Origin of the sequence: Woronichinia naegeliana WA131, assembly GCA_025370055.1 — a bacterium.
Taxonomy (GTDB): Bacteria; Cyanobacteriota; Cyanobacteriia; order Cyanobacteriales; family Microcystaceae; genus Woronichinia; species Woronichinia naegeliana.
In genome coordinates, this window is sequence record CP073041.1 from 5,165,222 (window position 1) to 5,186,324 (window position 21,103).

Annotated in this window: 21 protein-coding genes and 2 pseudogenes; 19 read left to right on the top strand and 4 right to left on the bottom strand. The window is 40.0% G+C overall.

All coding sequences use genetic code 11. From position 1 onward, the window contains the following. Positions 1–19 precede the first annotated feature (19 nt). The 12 genes from KA717_25875 to KA717_25930 all read left to right on the top strand — a co-directional run bounded on the left by KA717_25875 (position 20) and on the right by KA717_25930 (position 7,458). The gene (locus KA717_25875) at positions 20–922 is read left to right on the top strand and encodes an META domain-containing protein (GenBank protein UXE59279.1); all 903 of its coding nucleotides are present in this window, start codon (positions 20–22) and stop codon (positions 920–922) included. Position 923: 1 nt separating this feature from the next. Next, positions 924–1,844 carry a histone deacetylase gene (locus tag KA717_25880; protein UXE59280.1) on the top strand — a complete coding sequence of 307 codons (921 nt, stop codon included), beginning with the start codon at positions 924–926 and terminating at the stop codon, positions 1,842–1,844. 57 nt (positions 1,845–1,901) lie between these two features. Next, on the top strand, positions 1,902–2,465 hold the full coding sequence (locus tag KA717_25885; GenBank protein ID UXE59281.1) for a Uma2 family endonuclease: 564 nt from the start codon (positions 1,902–1,904) through the stop codon (positions 2,463–2,465). 69 nt (positions 2,466–2,534) lie between these two features. Continuing rightward, a complete protein-coding gene (locus tag KA717_25890) occupies positions 2,535–3,305 on the top strand; it encodes a hypothetical protein (protein UXE59282.1) in 771 nt (256 codons plus the stop codon). Next, positions 3,298–5,202: a pentapeptide repeat-containing protein gene (locus tag KA717_25895; GenBank protein UXE59283.1), complete on the top strand. Its 1,905-nt coding sequence runs from the start codon at positions 3,298–3,300 to the stop codon at positions 5,200–5,202. The genes KA717_25890 and KA717_25895 overlap by 8 nt, the downstream gene beginning before the upstream one ends. A 39-nt stretch (positions 5,203–5,241) precedes the next feature. Then, positions 5,242–5,529, top strand: a complete 288-nt coding sequence (locus tag KA717_25900) for a hypothetical protein (GenBank protein UXE59284.1) — start codon at positions 5,242–5,244, stop codon at positions 5,527–5,529. Next, complete coding sequence (locus tag KA717_25905) at positions 5,526–5,948, top strand: type II toxin-antitoxin system VapC family toxin (GenBank protein ID UXE59285.1); 423 nt, start codon at positions 5,526–5,528, stop codon at positions 5,946–5,948. The genes KA717_25900 and KA717_25905 overlap by 4 nt, the downstream gene beginning before the upstream one ends. 67 nt (positions 5,949–6,015) lie before the next feature. Beyond that, positions 6,016–6,231 (top strand): toxin-antitoxin system, antitoxin component, Xre family protein, encoded by a 216-nt coding sequence (locus tag KA717_25910; protein UXE59286.1) that lies wholly within the window; start codon positions 6,016–6,018, stop codon positions 6,229–6,231. Between the two features lie 78 nt (positions 6,232–6,309). Next, the gene (locus KA717_25915) at positions 6,310–6,534 is read left to right on the top strand and encodes a hypothetical protein (protein UXE59287.1); all 225 of its coding nucleotides are present in this window, start codon (positions 6,310–6,312) and stop codon (positions 6,532–6,534) included. Beyond that, positions 6,524–6,937, top strand: coding sequence for a putative toxin-antitoxin system toxin component, PIN family (locus KA717_25920; GenBank protein UXE59288.1), 414 nt, complete (start codon positions 6,524–6,526; stop codon positions 6,935–6,937). The genes KA717_25915 and KA717_25920 overlap by 11 nt, the downstream gene beginning before the upstream one ends. A 15-nt stretch (positions 6,938–6,952) precedes the next feature. After that, positions 6,953–7,240, top strand: a complete 288-nt coding sequence (locus KA717_25925) for a hypothetical protein (protein ID UXE59289.1) — start codon at positions 6,953–6,955, stop codon at positions 7,238–7,240. Further along, on the top strand, positions 7,237–7,458 hold the full coding sequence (locus tag KA717_25930; GenBank protein ID UXE59290.1) for a hypothetical protein: 222 nt from the start codon (positions 7,237–7,239) through the stop codon (positions 7,456–7,458). The genes KA717_25925 and KA717_25930 overlap by 4 nt, the downstream gene beginning before the upstream one ends. Positions 7,459–7,497: 39 nt before the next feature. Here KA717_25930 and KA717_25935 read toward each other — a convergent pair whose 3' ends face one another. After that, positions 7,498–8,652, bottom strand: coding sequence for an ISL3 family transposase (locus KA717_25935; GenBank protein UXE59291.1), 1,155 nt, complete (start codon positions 8,650–8,652; stop codon positions 7,498–7,500). 74 nt (positions 8,653–8,726) lie between these two features. On the opposite strand from KA717_25935, the gene KA717_25940 reads away from it, so the two are divergent. After that, positions 8,727–8,975 (top strand): hypothetical protein, encoded by a 249-nt coding sequence (locus KA717_25940; GenBank protein UXE59292.1) that lies wholly within the window; start codon positions 8,727–8,729, stop codon positions 8,973–8,975. A 276-nt stretch (positions 8,976–9,251) separates the two neighbouring features. Then, positions 9,252–9,353: pseudogene (locus tag KA717_25945) on the top strand (IS30 family transposase). A 228-nt stretch (positions 9,354–9,581) separates the two neighbouring features. Here KA717_25945 and KA717_25950 read toward each other — a convergent pair. Beyond that, a pseudogene (locus KA717_25950) lies at positions 9,582–10,919 on the bottom strand (IS5 family transposase). A 488-nt stretch (positions 10,920–11,407) separates the two neighbouring features. Here KA717_25950 and KA717_25955 point away from each other — a divergent pair. The 5 genes from KA717_25955 (at position 11,408) to KA717_25975 (ending at position 17,033) form a co-directional block, all read left to right on the top strand. Continuing rightward, entirely contained in the window at positions 11,408–12,850 is a 1,443-nt protein-coding gene (locus tag KA717_25955; GenBank protein ID UXE59293.1) for a phosphoglucomutase/phosphomannomutase family protein, read from the top strand. Positions 12,851–13,103: 253 nt separating this feature from the next. Then, positions 13,104–13,367, top strand: coding sequence for a caspase family protein (locus tag KA717_25960; protein ID UXE59294.1), 264 nt, complete (start codon positions 13,104–13,106; stop codon positions 13,365–13,367). A gap of 20 nt (positions 13,368–13,387) precedes the next feature. Then, complete coding sequence (locus KA717_25965) at positions 13,388–14,458, top strand: alkene reductase (GenBank protein UXE59295.1); 1,071 nt, start codon at positions 13,388–13,390, stop codon at positions 14,456–14,458. A 190-nt stretch (positions 14,459–14,648) separates the two neighbouring features. Continuing rightward, entirely contained in the window at positions 14,649–16,085 is a 1,437-nt protein-coding gene (hpnJ, locus tag KA717_25970; GenBank protein ID UXE59296.1) for a hopanoid biosynthesis associated radical SAM protein HpnJ, read from the top strand. Positions 16,086–16,184: 99 nt separating this feature from the next. Then, a complete protein-coding gene (locus KA717_25975) occupies positions 16,185–17,033 on the top strand; it encodes a ferritin-like domain-containing protein (GenBank protein ID UXE59297.1) in 849 nt (282 codons plus the stop codon). Between the two features lie 65 nt (positions 17,034–17,098). Here KA717_25975 and KA717_25980 read toward each other — a convergent pair whose 3' ends face one another. Beyond that, the gene (locus KA717_25980; protein UXE59298.1) at positions 17,099–17,602 is read right to left on the bottom strand and encodes a molybdenum cofactor biosynthesis protein MoaB; all 504 of its coding nucleotides are present in this window, start codon (positions 17,600–17,602) and stop codon (positions 17,099–17,101) included. Between the two features lie 1,118 nt (positions 17,603–18,720). Beyond that, positions 18,721–20,940, bottom strand: coding sequence for a dynamin family protein (locus KA717_25985; GenBank protein ID UXE59299.1), 2,220 nt, complete (start codon positions 20,938–20,940; stop codon positions 18,721–18,723). Positions 20,941–21,103 lie beyond the last annotated feature (163 nt).

Sequence of the window (21,103 nt, forward strand, 5' to 3'; positions counted from 1 at the left end):
GGCTAAATTAATGGTCTCTATGTCGATCCGTTATAAAAAGTGTCACTATGCTTTCTTCCTTGCCCTAGGTATTTTGTTAATTCCACTGCCAGGAAATTCTAAGCTATTTCCCCTGACTGAATCTGCTATGACTAAACCGGCGATCGCTGTCCGACAGCCTAATAATTTAAAGGGAACGATTTGGCAATTAGTCAGTTGGGATAATCCGGCCTTTGTCCCAGGGAGTGAAATTATTCTGCGCTTTACCGATCAAAATGTAAACGGTTCAACGGGCTGTAATCGCTATCAAGGCGACTATCAGGTTAAAGGCAACCAATTACAGATAGGCGCGATCGCTAGAACTCGCATGGCCTGTGCTGACAATTTAATGCAGCAGGAAATGGCCTATCTTAAAGCCCTGGAAACCATACAAAGCTATACGCTAACGACCGATGGCAAACTCGAAATTCGCTGTGGCCAGACTGGGCCGTCTCAGGTGCTGCAATTTGTCAGAGTGGAAACCACAGCCGCCAGTTTAAACCCTAGCAATAATCCGACTTCAATGACATTAGAAGGCACGGCTTGGCGATTAATTCGCATTGGTTCTGCCAGTCTTCTTAAAGAAAGACCAGCGACTCTCTCGTTTAAAAATAATTCCATCTCTGGTACGGCTGGATGTAATCGTTTTGCTGGCAGCTTTACCCAAAAAGACGATCAGTTATCGATCAGTTCTGAACTCATTTCTACCATGATGGCCTGTCCTGAACCCTGGATGGAGCAGGAACAAAAGGTTCTTAGCATCTTGAAAGTCGTGACCCGTTATAGCATCGATGAGCAAGGACAGTTACTGCTCTACAGTGGCGACAATGGTGACAAACCTGCTCTGGTACTGGTGCCGTTAGATACGAACTTAGAGACAAACAAGGGGTCGAAGGTGCATTGAGATGGTAGCTATTATTTACTCGGATGATTTTCTTAAGCATGAGACCGGTTCTTTTCATCCTGAATCTCCTGCTCGTCTCACAGCCATTGTTCAAGCTCTAAAACAGACTTCCTGGCATGAGCAATTGGCCTGGCAAAGCCCGACTCCCTTGGAGCAACGGGATGTTTTGCCTGCTATTCAAAAACTTCATACGTCCACCTATATTGAACGGGTAAAAGCGATCGCGGCCAGTGGGGGCGGAGGATTGGATGCGGATACGCCGATTTCTCCCCAAAGTTATGAGGTGGCCCTATTAGCGGTCAGTGCCTGGTTAGATGGGGTGGATTATGTGCGGAAACACCAAAAACCGGCTTTTGTTTTAGCTCGTCCTCCTGGACACCATGCTATTAGTAATCGGGGAATGGGATTTTGTCTGTTTTCTAATGCGGCGATCGCGGCCTATTATGCTTTAACCTTGCCAGGCATAGAACGGGTTGGTATTTTGGATTGGGATGTGCATCACGGCAATGGTACGGAATCTTTGGTGGAAGATAATCCTCACATTCTCTATTGTTCTATTCATCAATCTCCAGCTTATCCAGGCACAGGACGGGAGGGCGATCGGGGTAAACATGACAATATTTTGAATCTACCCATGCTGCCAGGCAGTAATTTTAGGGATTATCAACCGATTTTTGAAAACCAGATTTTGCCTTTTTTTGCCGCGTTTCAACCGCAATTGATGATTGTTAGTGCGGGTTATGATGCTAATCGGGCTGATCCCTTAGCGGATATTAATTTGGAACCGGCGGATTATGGTCAGTTTAGTCGTTATTTGTTGCCTTTAACCTCTCATTTACTGTTTGGTTTAGAGGGAGGTTATGATCTTGATGCTCTAGCTCTTTCTGTGGTAGAAACGATCGCGCCTTTGTTGTCAATCTAAGGGCAGGGGAAAGTCGGAGGATTTTTTGGACACTGGATAATGGGTTAAGGTCTTATTATGGTACAAATACAATCTCAGCCTCTAACGTTAGCCGAGTTTCTGAATTTACCAGAAAGCAAACCAGCAGTGGAGTATGTGGACGGAAAGATAGTTCAAAAGCCAAGGCCCAAGGGTAAACATAGCACGATTCAAACGGAGTTATCTTTCACCTTAAATGCAATTCTTAAACGTCAAAAAATTGCTTGGGCTTTTACGGAGTTGCGTTGTACGTTTGGCGGTCGATCTATCGTTCCAGACATCGCTATTTTCACTTGGGATCAAATTCCCTGTGATGAAAATGGTGAAATTTCTGATAATTTTTATCTGGCTCCTGATTGGACAATTGAGATTTTGTCTCCCGAACAAAGTCGAACGAAGGTTATCAAAAATATTTTGTCTTGTCTGGCGGATAGGACGGAAATGGGTTGGCTAATTGATCCCCAAGAACAGTCAATTTTTGTTTATCAATCTCAGCAATCGCCCGAAATTTTTGATCAATGGGAATCGGTGTTATTGTTACCCAGTTTTGCGAAGCAGATCACACTCAGTTTAGGCGATGTTTTGGGATGGTTGATTAAATAATACTCGATGTAAAAGATTGATGATCTGAGTCTGTCCTACGCTATACTCATTTTAGTTAAGGGCTTTAGGATGACAGTAATGGGGTCAAAGGCGATCGCGGTAAAGGAACATAAGAATAAATGTCCTGAATGTCTGCATCTGGAGATTTCGGGAGAAGTTATCGCGCCTGAGTCTAAGGGGATTTTTCCGAGTCGCAAAAAGTCTGAGCCAGAGGCGATCGACCTATTTGTGCGGATTAATTTTAATGAGCAGTGGGTTGATTTTAACTTTGGGCGGGTTAAGTTTGGCTTGCAGGGGGGAGATTTACGCTTAAAGCTAGAAAATGGCAAAATGCCTTCTGAGTTGAGAAATAAGTATTTAAAAAAGGTGTTGGAAAGGGAGTTAAGTGTTGAACGTCAATCAGGGGGAGAACAGGAAAGAAAATCTCAAGTTAAAGGGTCTTTGGCTCCCGATTTATCGAAGGCGGGCTTAGAGGGAGTGGGGGAAGATCGTCAAAAAGATTCCCGTTCGGATAAGTTTCAGCTTAAAATTGCTCAGATTAGTCACAAGGGAGCGGCTGATCAGCCTGTGTGGGTTTTTGAGAACAAATCGGGAGAGCCTATTTTGATTGGGGAATTAGCTGATTACTTGGGTAAAATGTTAATTGAGGGCATTCCCTTGAGTGTTGAGGCGACCTTTACCACTGAAATGCGTCAGGTTGTACATACAGGTTTAGAAAATTTGTTTAAAGATGATATTTCAGGTCGAAAATTGAAGGCATTTGAGTTAGGAGTCGCTAAGTTATTTTTAAAGCATAAAACCCAACCCTATCTGAGTCGGCAGGTATTGCGTTATGAGTGATGCAGATTTTATTCGGGAAGTTGAGGAACTGTATCAGCGTATTGCCGAAGCAGATACCAATGATTTTGTTGAGTTGGCCAAAATGGCGGGTTTGGATATTAAAACGGATTTAGTCGGGGCTGACCTGAGTGGGGCTAACCTGAGTGGGGCTAACTTGACTGGGGCTGTCCTGAATGGGGCTGTCCTGAGTAGTGCTGATCTTGGTGGAGCTAACCTGAGCGGGGCTTACCTGTGGGAGGCTAACCTGGGTGGGGCTAACCTGAGCGGAGCTGACCTGAGCGGGGCTTACCCGTGGGAGGCTGACCTGAGTGGGGCTGACCTGAGTGGGGCTAACCTGAGTGGGGCTTACCTTATTAGAGCTAACTTGAGTGAGGTTAATTTTAAAAATACCCGCATGGATGAAAAAACAATTATTGCTGATAAATGGTGTTTAGTTTGGGAAATAGTAAATATTGAGCAGAGCAATAGAAGGCTAACTGGCGTTGATTTTAGTTATGCGAATTTAAGTAACTCTTATTTAGTCGGCGCGAATTTGAATGGCGCGAATTTGAATGGGGCTAATCTGAATGGGGCTAATCTGAATGGGGCTAATCTGAATGGGGCTAATTTTAAAAATACTCAGATAGATGAAAAAACAATCATTGCTGATAAATGGCGTTTAGTTTGGAGAATTGTCAATTTTGTAAAAGAACAGAGACAATTAACTCAAGTTGATCTTAGTGAAGCTAACCTAAGCGGGGCTAACCTAAGTGGGGCTGACTTGAGTGGGGCTGACTTGAGTGGGGCTAACCTAAGCGGGGCTAACCTAAGCGGGGCTGATCTAAGTGGGGCTGACTTGAGTGGGGCTGATCTAAGTGGGGCTAACCTAAGTGGGGCTAACCTAAGTGGGGCTGACTTGAGTGGGGCTAACTTAAGCGGGGCTAATTTTAAAAATACTCAGATAGATGAAAAAACAACTATTGCTGATAAATGGCGTTTAGTTTGGGAAATAGTAAATACTGAGCGGAGCAATAGAAGGCTAACTGGTGTTGATTTTAGTTATGTGAATTTAAGTAGCTCTTATTTACTCGGCGCGAATGTGATTGGAGCTAATCTCAGTCAAGCAGATTTAAGGAAGGCAAATTTAAGTGATGCAGATTTGAGTGGAGCTAACCTAAGTGGGGCTGACTTGAGTGGGGCTAACCTAAGCGGGGCTAATTTTAAAAATACTCAGATAGATGAAAAAACAACTATTGCTGATAAATGGCGTTTAGTTTGGGAAATAGTAAATATTGAGCGGAGTAATAGAAGACTCACTAGCCTTGATCTTAGTTATGCGAATTTAAGTAACTCTTATTTAGTAGGAGCGAATGTGATTGGAGCTAATCTCAGTCAAGCAGATTTAAGGAAGGCAAATTTAAGTGATGCAGATTTGAGTGGAGCTAACCTAAGTGGGGCTGACTTGAGTGGGGCTAACCTAAGCGGGGCTAATTTTAAAAATACTCAGATAGATGAAAAAACAACTATTGCTGATAAATGGCGTTTAGTTTGGGAAATAGTAAATATTGAGCGAAGTAATAGAAGACTCACTAGCCTTAATCTTAGTTATGCGAATTTAAGTAACTCTTATTTAGTAGGAGCTAACTTAATTGCTGCTAATTTGACTGGGGCTATTCTAACTGGAGCAAATCTAACAGAAGCTGATCTCAGTGGTTCTAATTTAAAGCAAGCTAATTTAAAGCAAGCTAATTTAACTGGAGTTTCTTTTAATAACGCAATTGTTAAAAATGCACGTTTTGGGTCGAATACAGGAATGTCTAGAACATTAAAACAAGACCTTATCGCTAGAGGTGCAATTTTTGAAGATGCTCCACCAGGTGATAGAAGTAGAGTTTTAGTTCCTGCTGGCAAGCGTTAATTTTTAACCTTAATTTCTACTATTTTCATCAATTTAGCCATGACTACCGACACTCTAACCGAACAAAGAATCTTAACTCAAATTCGTCAACTTTCCCCTGACGCAATCCAAAAACTTGAGGAATTTATTGATCAACTGTCTCACACTGATAATCCATCCCCATCTGACGATCAAACCGAAAAAAAATCATACTGGTACGAATTAGCCTCAATGTTTGACGACGATCCTTACTTCGATAAATTTGTTGAAGCAATGGCCGAAGAACGTCGCCGATTAGCAATTGAAGAAATGGCTGCTTATGAAGAAGAGGAAATTGCAGCCGCATGACCCAATATATTCTAGATACCGATCATGTAACCGCCCTTCAGCATAAAAATCCTCGTGTTCTTCAGCGTATTGACTTAATTGATAAATCTCAAATATTTGTGACTGTTATTACTCTGGAAGAACAAATTAAAGGACGTTTCAACGTAATCAATCGTAGCAATAATAATCCTCAAGAATTACCTCTGGCTTACTATGGTCTCCATAAAACGTTTGACTTTTTTATCAAAATGAATTTATTGGATTTTGATCATCGAGCTTTAACTCATTATCAGAACCTCAAAAAACAAAAAATACGCATTGGTTCTCAAGACTTAAAAATAGCAGCAATAGCCCTTACTCATCAGATGATCCTAGTAACTCGAAATACTCAAGATTTTTGCCAAATTCCTAACTTAACCCTTGAAAATTGGACAATTTGATAAATCTTATCCTTTGCCGAGCGTAAGCAAATCACAAAAATTATTCCCCTTTTATTGTATTTTTACCATGATTACCCTAACCCTAACCGAAGAAAAAATTATCACCAAAATTCGTCAACTTTCCCCTGACGCAATCCAAAAACTTGAAGAGTTTATTGATCAACTGTCTCAACCTAAAAATAACCCAGATCAATATCTCACCTCCGCCGCGTCTAAACTTTCAGAATCTATCTTAGCTAAAATTTTGGATAATGCGGAAGATGCAGAATATGACATACTTTAGAAATAATGTAATTTCTCTTTATTGATTTAAAAATCACACAATCAAAACAGCTTTGTTTAATTTATCTGTTGTAAAATTATGACAACCATCACCCTTGAAGTCAATCCTGAAATTGCCGCCGCTTATCAAGCCGTATCCTCTGCCGAGCGCGAGCAAATCACAAAAATTGTTACCCTTTTACTCCAAAACCCAGCCGAAAGTGATCTTGCTTTCTTACGAAGAATTATGGATGACATTAGCGATAAAGCTGAAGCAAATGGTTTAACCCCAGAAATTTTAGAATCAATTCTCAATGATCCCTAAACCCAATCTTGTTTTAGATACTAATATTATTGTCAGTGCCATTCTTTCTAAAACAGGGAAAGCACGTCAAGCCCTAGATAAAGCTCAAGATATTAGCCAAGTTTTGATGTCAACTTCAGTTTTAGAAGAAATAGAAACAGTTTTGCTTAGACCTAAATTTGACAAATATATTAGCCAACTAGAACGACGTTTTTTCTTAACTAATTTCCTAAAAACGGTAGAATTTATTGTAGAGAAAGAAGTTATCGTAGTTTGTCGTGATCCCAAAGATGATAAAATTCTCAACTTAGCCCTAAGTGGACAGGCTGAGTATATTATTAGTGGTGATCAGGATTTACTGGTTTTAAACCCATTTCAAGGCATACAAATTATCACAATAGATACTTTTCTGAAAATTAGCTAAATTCCTTAAAAAATTATGACTATTGATCCCAAAATAGAACAAAGACTTTTAAGTAAAATTCGTCAACTGTCCCCCGACCAATTACAAAAAATAGAGGAACTTATTGATCAAATTTCCCAGGTTGATGATTCATCTATCGCTAATTATCACCTTGAAAAGAAATTATCTTTGCTTGAATTAGCATCAATGTTTGACGATGATCCTTTCTTTGATGAATTTGTTGAGGCTATGGCCGAAGAACGTCGCCGATTAGCAATTGAAGAAATGGCTGCCTATGAAGAAGAGGAAATTGCAGCCGCATGACCCAATATATTCTAGATACCGATCATGTTACTGCTTTTCAACATGGTAATCCTCGTTTTCTTCAGCGTATGAAATTAGTTGATAGCTCCCGAATATTTGTAACCATTATTACTTTGGAAGAACAAATAAAAGGATGTTTTAAAGTCATCAATAATCATAATAACAATCCTCAAGAATTACCTCTTGCTTATTATGAACTTCATAAAACTTTTAGCTAAATATGGTTCTCCTGAACAAAGAGTGATAATTAAAGCTTATCATGAAAAGCAAGCTAAAAAACGATTTCGCATATTATCAAAGTTCATAAATCCATAAGCTTGACGCTTGATTAGTTTAAGACGATTATTGATGCCTTCCATTGCCCCATTCGTCGTTCGACTCAAAAAGTAGTTACAAATAGAGTCCAAATTCCTACGAATTGTGCTAATTACATCTGTATAAATGCTCTTTGCATTCTCTAACCATTCTGTAAATTTTAATCTTCCTTCTTCCTTATCATTTACTTTTTCATATATCTCTCTAAATGACTCTTTATATTCATACGCTTTACGCAAACGAGCAGATTGCTTTAACACCAATTCTAGTTTTTCTAACTCTTCCTCTTTTAGGTCTTCTTTATTTTTTAATAATAGCCACTTTTCTCCCTTGATTTTTACATTCAATTTTGTCTGTTTACGGATTTTATTCAATTCTTCATTCAACGCCTTCATTACATGAAATCTATCTGTTACAATTACTGCATTCGGAAATACTTTTTCTATTACTTTAGGAAATCCTCCCCACATATCTACACTCACTTGTTCTACTCCTTCCCTCACCTCTAATTCTTTCTTCATCAGCACTTCGATGATTTTATCTTGTTGATGACTATCTATCACTTCTATTAATTCTCCTTTCTCTATATCTCCTAACACTGTTACAAAATTCTGATGACCTTTTCGTTTCGCTATTTCATCCATCCCGAGGTGTTTTACTCCTTGCCAATCTTTTTTTTTAGCTTCACATTGACGTTGGTAAATTCCATTCACTTGATCCCATGATAGAGATTCCTCTCTACCTACTTGTTCCACACTGCTCACATTTACTCGTCCATAAATATATTCTTCATACCTCACTGTGTATTTCCTACGGGCTTCCATAAATTCTAGATTTTCTGTAAAAAACCTTTGACAATCTTTACAGTAAAATTTACGACGAGGGACTTTCAGATATACCATTTGACCAGAGATAGACAAGTCCCTTACTAATACACTGTTCGTCTGATGTAATTCATCCGTTAAGCTACCACAATAATTACATTTGACTTCTTCCTCTTGACAACTCAGTATTAAAAACGCTTGTTTTCCCTCTTGAATCACATTTCTTATGTTTACTTTTGGTAAATTCAGAAGATTTTCCAGAAAAAATAACATTGATGTCGTCCTCATATAGTGTATCTTATTATACATCTTCTACCGCAAAGCCAGAAGAACCCTAAATATTAGGTATGAGTTCTGACAAATCCCCTATTTTAGTAGTGTTTGTCCCAGACATTATGGGATCAAGCTTGTATTTAAAAAAGACAAAGCAGGAGGTATGGGGCGAGGATATAGCCAGTAATATTCGTTCACTTCGCAAACATCCCAATAACCTGAAGGCTGATGATACCTTTGCGGGAAATGTCATTCGTTCGATGAATTTCTTGAATACTGTTGAGACTCAAGAAGTGTACGCTTATTGCCACCCCAAGATGTAATCTCCCTTTATGATATCTATGGTACATAGTACAAGACATTCTGCCCTTGATTCGATGGTTTGGCGTGAAGATATTACAGGAATATGTTGAAAACGCTCAACAAGTTCATGATAAGTTTAAGTCTCAAACTTTATCTATTAACATTAAGTGTATTTATTCAGATCATTAGATAACCCCAATTTATTATAGCAATTTTCATTCAAATGAGGTACGAATAAGGGGCTTAAACTCTTTGTTAGCAAGGCTTGTTAATACCTCACCAAAATGAAAAACGCTGTAAATGAACATACTAATGGACTGTTAAGACAGTTTTTCCCCAAGGGAACAAACTTTAAAATAGTTAAGCCAGAAGAGGTAGAAAAAGCTGTAAATTTAATTAGGGCTTGCTGAAAAAGTCAAAAAACGAAAGAAATGTGGGTTAGGGAAGTATGGACTGAAAAAGCATAGATAACTTATCCTTATGGAAACAAATCAAAATACAGATTTTGTTTAATCTATTGTTCCTTTCTGTCTAAAAAGGTCAACACAAATCACTCCTCACAAAAGAGAGGAAAATTAACACCATTTTTCACAAGAAAAACGACTCTACAACTTTTTACTTTTTGTCTTCTGAAGTAGAGTAGAAAGATTCATTACCAAAAAGTTCATCGCAATTACCGTTTCCGAGGTCTCAGGTAGTTTGGCCATCACTCGACCAAGACTAAATTTCCTCTTTCCCTGTCCGAATTTACCCTCAATGGCATTACGCACTCTTTCATCTGAGCGTGCCTCTTTCTTTTTTTCTTTGCTCACCTCTTTCGGCGGTCTTCCCAATCGGGGACCACTCATTCTTATATCCCTTTCTTTACAATAAGCTCGATTCGCTTTTGTTCGATAGATTTTATCCACATGAACCGATTCCGGATAACATCCTGTTTCCCTTTTATATTCTTCTATTCGCGCTTGTAAATCTCCCGATTCGTTGTAATTATCCCAACTTAATTTGTCTAAGAAGACAAAGCCATTCACATTACTTGCCGATATTTTAGCTCCAAACTCTACTGCTTTTCCCGCTTTTCCACGCACTATTGGACGCACGTGAGGTTGGCTTACACTCACAATTCTGTTTTCTACTTTATTTGTCTTTTTTTCATACATTTCTAACTGTTGCTCATACACTTTTCCTATCGTTACAAGCTCTTCTTGCTCTTTTTTCGTTAGTTTTTCTAACTTTGCTCCCTCTTCTATCATTTTTTCTATATCAGACAAGTTTCTTTTTATATATCCTAGTTGTTTTTTTGTTCCTTTTCTTCTTTCTTTTTTTGACACACGACGTTTTTTTGCTATGGCTAAGTACTCTTTTCTTGCCACTTCCCTATAAGTCCTCGGCTTTTCTTTCCTTTTCTCTTTTATTTCTTCATACAGCTTATCTATTATTTTTTCTGTTTTTTCTCTGGCATCATTCAATATTCCTATATCCGTTGGATATTTTATATCTGCTGGTGTACAAGTCGCATCTAACAATAACTTTCCTTCATTTTCTTTTTTTTCTGACGCTACACCCGTCGCTTTTTTTTCTATTTCTTTATTAATTTTATTTATTAATTCCATTCCTATTTTTTTACGAAAATGAACCATCATTGACGCATTAAATGCTTCTTTGCTACTATAGCTTTCCATTCCTATAAAGTACTGTAAATAAGGGTTCTCTTTTATTTGTTCTACTGTTTCTCTGTCACTTTTTCCTGAAATTTCTTTGATAATTAATGCTCCTAATGCCATTCTAAATGACTTGGCTGGGGCTCCTTTTTTTTCTATGAAGTTTTTTGCATATTCTTCCTCATATTCTTCCCAGGGAATCATTTTTGACATTTCTATCCAACGATTTTCTTCGTCTAACTGCCCGCCGAACAGATTTTTCAAGTTTTCTGGTGTTTCAATTGAGTACTGTTGCTTTCGGTACATCTGCTTTCTCTCTTCTTAATGCAATGGTTTTGAGGCATTCTACCCTATTTTCGTGCATTCTAGCGGTTCTTAATTCGCCTACTATTTTTCTCCGTAAAGGTTTCAGCTTTTTTCAGCAAGCCCTAATTAATAATCGACCTCGAAAAAATCCTGACTATCAAACCCCCTATGAGGTATTCTATAATATATCATCAGACATTATGCACTTCAAAATTGAATAGGCCCTCGTTGGTTTGTAACAAGTACCATTGTTGGAGCCACTAAAATTATACAACTGCAAGAAAATTTACATGGTACTAACATTGAACTGGATCAGACTATTTTGACCGATATTGATCAAATTCATCTTTCTTCTCCCAACCCAACTGCTTAAATAAAAACTGAGATGAGTTCTGTGAACATATAAAAAATTTTTTTGAGGTTTTGAACTGTGAAATATAGGTATAGGGTAGAATAAATCACAGTCTAAATCCTGTGGATTCAATATCATGATCTTTTCTCTTTCCCCTATTAAATTTGGTACAGATGGTTGGCGCGGTGTCATTGCCGCCGATTTTACCTTTGAACGTGTGGCTTTGGTAGCGGCGATCGCGGCCCAGGTGTTAGCGGATAACTATGGGGAAACAGGCAGCCGTAAAATTGTTGTTGGTTATGACCGACGCTTTATGGCCGAAGATTTTGCCCAGTTAGTGGCTCAGGTGGTGCAAGAAGCCGGATTCAATGTGCTTTTAGCCAATGGTTATGCTCCGACACCAGCCTTTAGTTGGGCGGCTAAACAAGAAAATGCCCTGGGAGCCTTGGTTTTAACCGCTAGTCATAATCCCGCCAAATATTTGGGATTGAAAGTCAAAGGAAGTTTTGGGGGATCGGTAGGGCCAGAAATTACTCAACAAATTGAAGCCTTATTGTCCAGTTTTACCCCAACGCCTACCACCCCAGGGACGCTAACAGAATTTGATCCCTGGCCAAGCTATTGTCAGGGACTACAGACAATGGTAGATGTGTCCCCTATTCGTCAGGCCATTGAAGCCGGAAAATTACGAGTTTTTGCCGATGTCATGCATGGAGCCGCCGCCGGAGGTCTAGAAAGACTTTTGGGCTGTGCCATTGAAGAATTAAACACGGAACGCGATCCCCTCTTCGGTGGAGCCTCTCCTGAACCTTTGGCCAAATATGTGCCGGAATTGTTACAAACGCTTAAAACAGCCGCCAGTCAGTCTGGGGACGAAATTCGGGTCGGTTTAATTTTTGATGGTGATTGCGATCGCATTGCGGCGGTGGATGGTCAGGGAAATTTCCTCAGTTCCCAGGGTTTAATCCCTATTTTGATTGATCATTTGGCCCAGCGTAAAGGCTTAAAAGGAGAAATTGTTAAAACGTTGAGTGGTTCAGATTTAATTGCCCGTCTAGCTGAACTCTATGATTTATCTCTCTTTGAAACGGCGATCGGTTATAAATATATCGGCGATCGCATGATGACAACCCCGGTATTAGTAGGAGGAGAAGAATCGGGTGGCATTGGCTATGGGAATCATATTCCTGAACGGGATGCCCTCTTATCAGCCCTCTACGTTTTGGAAGCGGTTACGGCCTCAGGAAAAGATATTAGTGAACTTTTTGGAGAATTACAGCAAAAAACAAATTTTTATAGCGAGTATGATCGCATTGATTTACCTCTTGCTAATATGGAAGCCAGATCCAAATTATTAGCTAGTTTAGAGACCAACCCGTTAACAGAGATTGCGGGTCAAGCTGTCACTAATTGCATTACTACCGATGGTTATAAATTTCGTATGACTGGAGGCGGTTGGCTGCTAATTCGTTTTAGTGGTACTGAACCTGTTTTGCGGCTCTATTGTGAGGCCTCCAATTCTGAGAGGGTACAAGCTGTTTTAGATTGGGCTAGGGATTGGGCCAATGCAGTCAGTTAAGGACAATTTTTTCTTGCTCTCGAACCCTGAGTTTAATGTTAAAATTTTCACAACCTCATCCCATCAATCTGTTATCATCAGACTCATTAGTTTTGATAATCTAAGTACAGGACAAAAAAGGTAGGGAGTCGAGAAAAAAAGAAAAATTGGGTAGAGTAAGGATTAAGAACAAGATAGCGTTGTAACTGTTTGTAATGAGGTTCTATTAGAGCATCTTCCCAAAATCCAACGGCTAACTCTTTTTTTAGGAACAATGGCAAAAAATTGGGCAATCTGTATCGGCATTAATCAGTACAATAATCTTTCTCCCCTCAATTATGCGGTGAGAGATGCAGAAGCAATGCGCGGCTATTTCACGGAAGTCGGTTTTGATCCGCTAAATAATCTTCCAGAATTTCCCCTAAACAGAGAATTTGAGGTGTTACTGGAGGGACAGGTGTCATGGGTTCAATGGGTTCGCTGCCTGTACTTTCAGATCCTAATGTCATCTTTTTGCCGTTATCATTTCAAAGAATAAAAGACAGGTATTTTCAGACAATGGACATTCTTTTTAACTCCCTACAAGTTGGCCCGCTCACTTTGCCCAATCGTATTCTGATGGCTCCTCTAACTCGTTGTCGAGCTTCTGCCGATCATGTTCCTAGCGATTTAATGGCTGAATATTATGCCCAACGAGCCAGTGCTGGCTTAATTATCGCTGAAGCCACCATGATTATGGCCGGTAATTCCGCTTTTTGGACAGAGCCAGGCATTTATTCCCTCGCCCAGATTGAAGGTTGGCAAAAAACGACCCAGACAGTACATAAGGCAGGTGGTAAAATCTTTCTCCAACTCTGGCATGGTGGCCGAGCCTGTCATCCCTTGCTCAATAATGGCTTACAACCCGTTGCGCCTAGTCCCATTCCCATCACTGGTGACGAGGTTCACACGCCAGAGGGTAAAAAAAGCTATGTGACCCCCCGTGAACTCAGAGACGATGAACTTCCCCATATTATTGCTGGCTTTAAGATTGCGGCTGAAAATGCCAAAGCAGCCGGATTTGATGGGGTAGAAATACATGGAGCCAATGGCTATCTGCTAGATGAATTCCTGCGCGATGGTTCCAATCAAAGGACTGGCCCCTATGGCGGTTCCCTCGCAAACCGAGGCCGTCTGCTTCTAGAAGTGATGGAAGCCGTTTGTCAGGTCTGGGGCAGCGATCGCGTTGGCCTGCGGATTTCCCCCTTAAACAGTTACAACAGCATGATCGATAGCGATCCAGTGGGACTTTCTATCTGGCTAGCCGAGCGTCTCAATGGGTTGAATCTAGCCTATCTCCATGTGATGCGTGGTGATCTCTATGGGCAGCAAAACGGCGATGTGTTAACGCCTATTAGGGAGCATTATCAGGGTGTTCTCATTGGCAATATGAATTACACGTCTGAAGAAGCTGCTTCAGCCATTAGTGAAGGGAAGTTAGATGCTGTTGCCTTTGGTAGTAGCTTTTTAGCCAATCCCGATTTACCCAAACGAATTAAGTTAGGGGCCTCCTTAAACGCACCGAACCCTGCCACTTTCTACGGAGCGGGGCCAGAAGGTTATACAGACTATCCCACCTTAGAGGCATAGCTATTAGCGGTTTAGGTGAAGCTCAAAGGTCTTTTTTAGGCTTTTTGAGCTTATGGTTGCTGGTCTAAACCTGGCGTTGCAAAACGATGAATTCAGTGAAGGCACTATCTACAATTTGTCAAAACTCCAGAGATTGCCTACACTAATGAGGATACAACCTTTGGTGTGAGCGCAGTTACCAGTAATCGCAATGAAAAAGACGCTGTTTTTAAGTCCCCCGTCCTTTGATGGCTTCGATGGTGGTGCAGGAGCGAGATATCAAGCTAAACGGGAAATTACCTCTTTTTGGTATCCCACCTGGTTAGCTCAACCGGCGGCCTTGGTTCCGGGCAGTAAACTCATTGATGCGCCGCCCCATAATCAAACCGTTGACGATGTGCTGGCGATCGCCCAGGATTATGATTTAGTCATTATGCACACTAGCACCCCGTCCTTGGCCAATGATGTCAAATGTGCAGAAACCATTAAAGCGCAAAAACCTGACACCGAAATTGGTTTTATTGGTGCCCATGTTGCCGTTTTACCAGAGGAAACCTTAAAAGCAAATCCGATCATTGATTTTGTTTGTCGGAATGAATTTGACTACACTTGTAAAGAGGTAGCAGAAGGTCGTCCCTATGCAGAAATCACGGGCTTAAGCTATCGAGAAAAGGATGGAAATATTAAACATAATCCTGAACGGGAATTAATTCATGATTGGGATGCCATGCCCAGCGTTTTACCCGTTTATGCGCGCGATTTAGAGATTAAGAAATATTTTATTGGTTATTTACTACATCCCTATATCTCTTTTTATACGGGTCGGGGTTGTCCAGCTAAATGTAGTTTTTGTCTTTGGCCCCAAACCATTGGTGGTCATAATTACCGTGCTAAAAGTCCTGAAGCAGTGGGTCGGGAAATGGCAGAAGCTAAGGCGATTTTTGGGGATTCTGTCCGTGAATATATGTTCGATGATGATACTTTTACCATTGATAAACAACGGGCGATCGCGATTAGTGAGTATTTGAAAAAATTAAAAGTGACCTGGAGTTGTAATGCTAGAGCAAATTTAGATTACGATACCCTCAAAACCCTACGAGATAACGGCTTACGCTTATTATTAGTTGGTTTTGAATCAGGAAATCAGGAAATCCTCGATGGCATCCGTAAAGGAATTAAGCTGGAAGTTGCCCGTAAATTTATGGAAAATTGCCGTAAATTAGGCATTACTGTTCACGGAACCTTCATTATTGGACTCCCCAACGAAAGCCAAGAAACCATCGAAGAAACGATTCGTTTTGCTTGCGAAGTCAGTCCCCACACCATACAGGTATCTATTGCGGCTCCCTATCCAGGTACAGAGTTGTATCGTCAGGCTCAAGCCAATGGCTGGTTTACCAACAATAATCAAAATTTGATTGCAACGTCAGGGATTCAACTTTCGACCTTAGAATATCCCAATTTATCGACTAAACAGATTGAAGATGCGGTAGAAAGAATGTATCGGCAATTCTATTTTCGCCCGCAAGCGATTATTCCCATTGTCAAGGAAATGCTTGGCGATCCGCAAATGTTAGTGCGACGATTACGAGAAGGGAAAGAATTTTTTGCCTACCTCAAGGAACGTCATCAGGGCGCAGTTGTTTAATTGGGAATCAATCTTTTTTGAATCTCTTTAGAGATTGTTTTTAACCACTAGTTCCCAAAAAATCTGACCTTAATACTCCCTTTGAATGCCTTAGTAAAGATGCTTAAACTCGGTAGCCAAGAACATAAAAAATTATTCTGCCAACATTTTATTGATAGCCATCTCGACTATGAACCGGAAACACTTCCTTGGCCAACGTTAGAAGGTGAAGCTCTAGAACGTTTACAGACTATTCCTTTTTGGAAAGAGGCTCTCTACACCGAACGCAAAGCCGGCATTATGGTCAGTCGTTTTGCCCGAACCATTGAAGATCCAGTTCTCAAAGAAGCGATCGCCCTTCAAGGACGAGAGGAAACCCGTCATGGTCGTTTAATTGGCTATTTAATTAAACACTATGGCATTGCAATTGAAGAACCCGAAAATGCTGAAATTTCCGATAATATTGAACTGGCTTTTACTGACTTTGGCTTTGAGGAATGTCTAGACTCTTATTTTGCCTTTGGAATGTTTGATATTGCCCATCAAGCAAAGTACTTACCCGAAGAAATATTCCAGGTATTTGACCCGATTTTAGATGAAGAAGCCCGTCACATTGTTTTCTTTGTCAATTGGTTTACCTATTTACAAATTCAACGGGGCCAAGTTTTCGCACCCTTACGATCATTCAAAACAGGTTGGCATTATGGCCGGGCCCTTAAGGGGTTAATTGATGTTTTTGGCGGTGTGGCAGAACGAGATGATCAAGCCTTTACAGCAACGAGTGCAACCATGTTTATGGATGATCTCACTCCAGAGTTATTTTTGCAAACTTGTTTAGCTCAAAATGCGCTGCGTATGAGTAAATTTCCGCCGGAGTTATTGCAACCGGAGTTATTGCCAACTCTATCTAAATTGGCATTAGGCATTTTGCAACTGTTACCGAAACCACAAAAAACAGCGATCGCTTAATCTTGACGAGTATTACTTTTAAGGCGGCGATCAAGTCTTTAAAATGTTCTTTACTCATTTAATTTTTAGCCATGCAGTTGCTTGATTAAGTGATTTAATTCGGGCAAAATCAGTTTTTCCATGGCCAATTGAACTGCTTTTGTTGATCCTGGCAAAGAGAATACGAGTTTAGACTGATACGTGCCTGCAACTGCACGGGAGGCGATCGCCCTGGAGCCAATTTCTTGATAGCTTAAAAAGCGAAATAATTCTCCGAAGCCGGGCAAGGTTTTTTCTAGTAATTCTTGTAGCACCTCGTAGGTCGTATCACGGGGAGAAATGCCGGTTCCTCCATTACAAAGAATGACATCTAGTTCAGGCATAGACCCTAATTGCTGTAGGGCTGCTCGAATCTGGTTAGGGTCATCGGGCAAAATTTGATAGGATTCCAGATAATGGCCAGCCGCTTGTAAGGCTTGTTGCATGAACTGGCCGCTGCGATCGCTGTCTGGGGTACGAGTGTCACTAATGGTCAGCACCGCACAACGAATCGATAAAAGGCTTGAATCTGGATGGGGAAGCGGAGGCATGATAATACCTATAAACTACCTGTGAACGATCTATAAAACTATCAATACAATCAGGGGCGATTACCTAACTTTAATTAGGGCTTGCTGAATAAGTATAGAACCCTTGCCGGATAATGCTTTCAAGCATTTTAAAAACGATCAGGTGCAAGGTTATGGCCTTTGGAGGCTCAAAGCCCATGCACGTCGTTGGAAAACTGGGGGTTGAAATTGGAAACAACTCTCTGAAGTCACCATTTTTCGCGTCCTGTGGCATCTAGGTTCGTTTTGTGGACTTTTTCAGCAGACCCTAATTAGGGCTTGCTGAATGGTGCGACCTTTAGTTGATAAAAGATAGTGTAATCAGGGTTCTACAGGGAATCCATATTGATCAAGTTTTGCCCAAAATTGACTCCATCGTTCCTTGGTCAATACCCAGCAATTCCAAATTCAGAATGTAGCTAAAGATACAAAATCCCTGAAGTGGTTACGGTCAAGGGGTTTAATGCCAATATTTAGAATCAATGTAATGCTCTATTTAGTGATTGATCAAGTTTGTTTGCAGGTTGCTGACTCTCCAAGAGGCTAAGATTCGAGGAGGAAGTACAAAAAACGTCAGAAATCAGCGAAATCTCTTTTAACTGCATAAAAGCGAGATAACGTCTGTATCTTATGTTACTGTTTGAATTTGGAATTGCTGGGTCAATACCAAAGCCCGTAGACTCAAAATAATTCTTGGTGTAAAATTTTCGTTGATTACATCTGACGCAAGCTCGAAAGCCCTATCGTACCGTTTCACAGGATAATCTATCAACGAATTATTTACAGGTAGAAATAAAGTAGGTAAACTTGAACAATGAAAATCTTCCAACCTCAACATACAGGAACAATTGAAAACAAAAGAGGAGACTATTAAGGAGTTGACTGATAATCATCGTCAACTTCAAAAAGAGAAGGATAATCTTCTTTCACCGTCTGGATGGCTTTTCCTAATTTTAGCGGGATTGGCAATTTTTCTTTATGACCAACATCAATCAACACTTTCACCTACAGAACGAGTTGAGAGGGATATGATAGAATGGCGCATAAGACAAACCTACCCGTACCAAAGATAAAGAGCGCGGAGATAGATTTCTTACAGACTAAAAAAGATACTGAGAACACAGCTTAGTTTGAGCCTGAGTATCGGTAATTAATCGTTTCCATTCCTTTTTGTTTTCTTCCCATTTACCAAGTTCCTCTAATTCTTTAAAAACTTTGTAACGGTTTTCCCAAAGAAAGATTCTCCATTCTGATTGAACTCCCCTTGAACAAAAAATGTGATCAGTAAATTCTTCAACAAGTGCGTAGGCAATTTGGTTTGGCAATGCGGATAAAGGTTCCAATGTTTGCTTACATCCATCTAATACTTCGTCACGGGTTGCTTCTAGATTTTCTTTAACATCTTCAGCATTGTTGATGTCTGTTTTAGAGTTTTGATCAGGATAAAGCTCCGTCAGATGTTTTCGGATTTCCCGAAGAACAAGCCCTGCGAAAGAAACATCATATTGCTCGAAATAGTTAAAAATATATCGTAGATTATCCTGTTTATTGGCAGGTAGCTGTTGTTTTATTTCCTCAAAGAATTTAGAGCCTGTCGCTTCGGATAAGCCCATCAATTTGCCTTCTTCTCTTAACTTCTTAGCAACATCTTCTTTAATTTTGTCTAATAATGTTTGTACATCCAAATCTAACCCAAGTAGATGACGAGAAATATCCGTCCTTATTTCAGAAAGGTAGGAATCATAAGTCGGCCGAAAACCATCTTTTGCAGAGCTTCTTCTTTTGATTTTTTCTATATTAGGTAATGTATTTTTACAGCAGTCATCTAACTTGCTTTCTATTTTCTGTTTAAATTCCTCATCTACTTCATTTTCATTACATTTATTCTTAAGGTCATTCCGAAATTCTATTAGACTATTCGTAATGTCTCCCCACCAACCACTATGACCATCATCGCCGATGAATAAGTGTTCAAATTTTGCATCTTCACCAGAAAAACGATCCAGGACATTCTGATATTGTATTAAACTCATTTCAATACTATCTAAAAGATTTGAAATCGAATGTTTGACTGATTGACAATACTGACGATCTAAGTCCTGAATCTTTTTCTCTAAATGCTCAAGAATAATATTGAAGACTTTGTAGGCTTCTTGTGGATCAGAGCAGTTAATAATTCGGTAGTCAACCGCTTCAAATTTTCTGTCTTTCTGAAGAGTATCACAACCTTCTTGATTATCTCCCTGCAAGTTAAGAATGATAAAAACTCTTTCACTAAAGTTATTGAGAGCATTTTTAGCATTGTAGTACAAATCCTGAAAGCTATCTTTCCATAGAAAGCGTTTCGTTCCAGGAAGATAAAGAAACATAACCGCGTCAACATCCCTTCCTATTGTTTCTAGCATCAGTTCTTCATCACCCAAACGAGTATCACCCATCCCTGGCACATCAACCAACGTAATCTTGTCGTTGATGTTGAGGTTCATGGTCGCATCTTTGAACTGACAAAAGAACTTAGCTTGCCGCACAACCAAATGCTTGAAATTTGTCAGCAAGCCATTTGCGTTTCGTTTTTGAGTAACCCACTCTTCAATCTCTTCTTTTTTTATAATCTCTATCTTTTTAGAGTTTTGATTACTCTCAAGCAGAGACTTGTATTGCTCCAGCGTATAATAGTAGTCATTCAGCAAGTGCTTGTACATTTGCTCCTCTTTCTGTCCCTTGATGCGAGCAGGAGTTTCTTGAGATAATGCTTGAGACTTAAAAAAGTCCTCCAAACTATTTGGGGGATTGCCTAACTCCAATTTCTGGTAGTACGGCTTGATCACCTCATCTAAAAAAGTTTCTGACGTATGGAGTTCTATTTCTGCCTTGACTTCGGTTTGGTCAGGCAAGTTCTGAATTTTGCTACGAACAGCAGTACAAGCTCCACCTGTACGAGCCGGAATGACTTCATTTCCCAGACCACTCAAGCTTTGCAACAATGTACTCTTACCCGCCCCAGTCTCCCCAATAACACCGATATTCAGGGTATCTCGATCAAAGCGTTTTGCTAAGATATTAAGTTGTTTACCCTGTTTGACAAGTTCAGCTAACTGTTTTCTCAAATTCATTTGAGAAAGTTCTTGTTTGATCTCCGCTTCATCTACTGAAGATTCCAATCTTGCGCGATAGTTCTCAAGTTCAGCCAATGACCGACAAACAACTCCCATTCGCTCTGAAGTCCGTTTTAGTTCTTTAGCAAAAGGTTTACGACTATTGATTATGTTCTCAATGCGCTTATCTCTAGGCATTTCTTCAATACGCTCATCTCTAGGCATTTTTGAATCCTCTGTGAAAGATGTTTACCTTCTGACCTGCTTATTAGGATAGCATACTGACTTGAGAGAAATAGCGATCGCTCATTTCAAGTTCCCTTCCCTCAGAGAAACCCATTATCTATCTGCTGATATTAGCACTTTTTCTACTTAAAATCATCTCTAC

What these genes read in the sequence shown, in the direction of transcription:
- KA717_25880 (UXE59280.1), top strand. Translation starts at nt 924, where the DNA reads ATGGTAGCTATTATTTACTCGGATGATTTTCTTAAGCATGAGACCGGT.
- KA717_25890 (UXE59282.1), top strand. Translation starts at nt 2,535, where the DNA reads ATGACAGTAATGGGGTCAAAGGCGATCGCGGTAAAGGAACATAAGAAT.
- KA717_25960 (UXE59294.1), top strand. Translation starts at nt 13,104, where the DNA reads ATGGCAAAAAATTGGGCAATCTGTATCGGCATTAATCAGTACAATAAT.
- KA717_25935 (UXE59291.1), bottom strand. Translation starts at nt 8,652, where the DNA reads ATGTTATTTTTTCTGGAAAATCTTCTGAATTTACCAAAAGTAAACATA.
- KA717_25920 (UXE59288.1), top strand. Translation starts at nt 6,524, where the DNA reads ATGATCCCTAAACCCAATCTTGTTTTAGATACTAATATTATTGTCAGT.
- KA717_25915 (UXE59287.1), top strand. Translation starts at nt 6,310, where the DNA reads ATGACAACCATCACCCTTGAAGTCAATCCTGAAATTGCCGCCGCTTAT.
- KA717_25875 (UXE59279.1), top strand. Translation starts at nt 20, where the DNA reads ATGTCGATCCGTTATAAAAAGTGTCACTATGCTTTCTTCCTTGCCCTA.
- KA717_25955 (UXE59293.1), top strand. Translation starts at nt 11,408, where the DNA reads ATGATCTTTTCTCTTTCCCCTATTAAATTTGGTACAGATGGTTGGCGC.
- KA717_25900 (UXE59284.1), top strand. Translation starts at nt 5,242, where the DNA reads ATGACTACCGACACTCTAACCGAACAAAGAATCTTAACTCAAATTCGT.
- KA717_25980 (UXE59298.1), bottom strand. Translation starts at nt 17,602, where the DNA reads ATGCCTCCGCTTCCCCATCCAGATTCAAGCCTTTTATCGATTCGTTGT.
- KA717_25895 (UXE59283.1), top strand. Translation starts at nt 3,298, where the DNA reads ATGAGTGATGCAGATTTTATTCGGGAAGTTGAGGAACTGTATCAGCGT.
- KA717_25975 (UXE59297.1), top strand. Translation starts at nt 16,185, where the DNA reads ATGCTTAAACTCGGTAGCCAAGAACATAAAAAATTATTCTGCCAACAT.
- KA717_25930 (UXE59290.1), top strand. Translation starts at nt 7,237, where the DNA reads ATGACCCAATATATTCTAGATACCGATCATGTTACTGCTTTTCAACAT.
- hpnJ (UXE59296.1), top strand. Translation starts at nt 14,649, where the DNA reads ATGAAAAAGACGCTGTTTTTAAGTCCCCCGTCCTTTGATGGCTTCGAT.
- KA717_25985 (UXE59299.1), bottom strand. Translation starts at nt 20,940, where the DNA reads ATGCCTAGAGATGAGCGTATTGAAGAAATGCCTAGAGATAAGCGCATT.
- KA717_25910 (UXE59286.1), top strand. Translation starts at nt 6,016, where the DNA reads ATGATTACCCTAACCCTAACCGAAGAAAAAATTATCACCAAAATTCGT.
- KA717_25905 (UXE59285.1), top strand. Translation starts at nt 5,526, where the DNA reads ATGACCCAATATATTCTAGATACCGATCATGTAACCGCCCTTCAGCAT.
- KA717_25925 (UXE59289.1), top strand. Translation starts at nt 6,953, where the DNA reads ATGACTATTGATCCCAAAATAGAACAAAGACTTTTAAGTAAAATTCGT.
- KA717_25965 (UXE59295.1), top strand. Translation starts at nt 13,388, where the DNA reads ATGGACATTCTTTTTAACTCCCTACAAGTTGGCCCGCTCACTTTGCCC.
- KA717_25940 (UXE59292.1), top strand. Translation starts at nt 8,727, where the DNA reads ATGAGTTCTGACAAATCCCCTATTTTAGTAGTGTTTGTCCCAGACATT.
- KA717_25885 (UXE59281.1), top strand. Translation starts at nt 1,902, where the DNA reads ATGGTACAAATACAATCTCAGCCTCTAACGTTAGCCGAGTTTCTGAAT.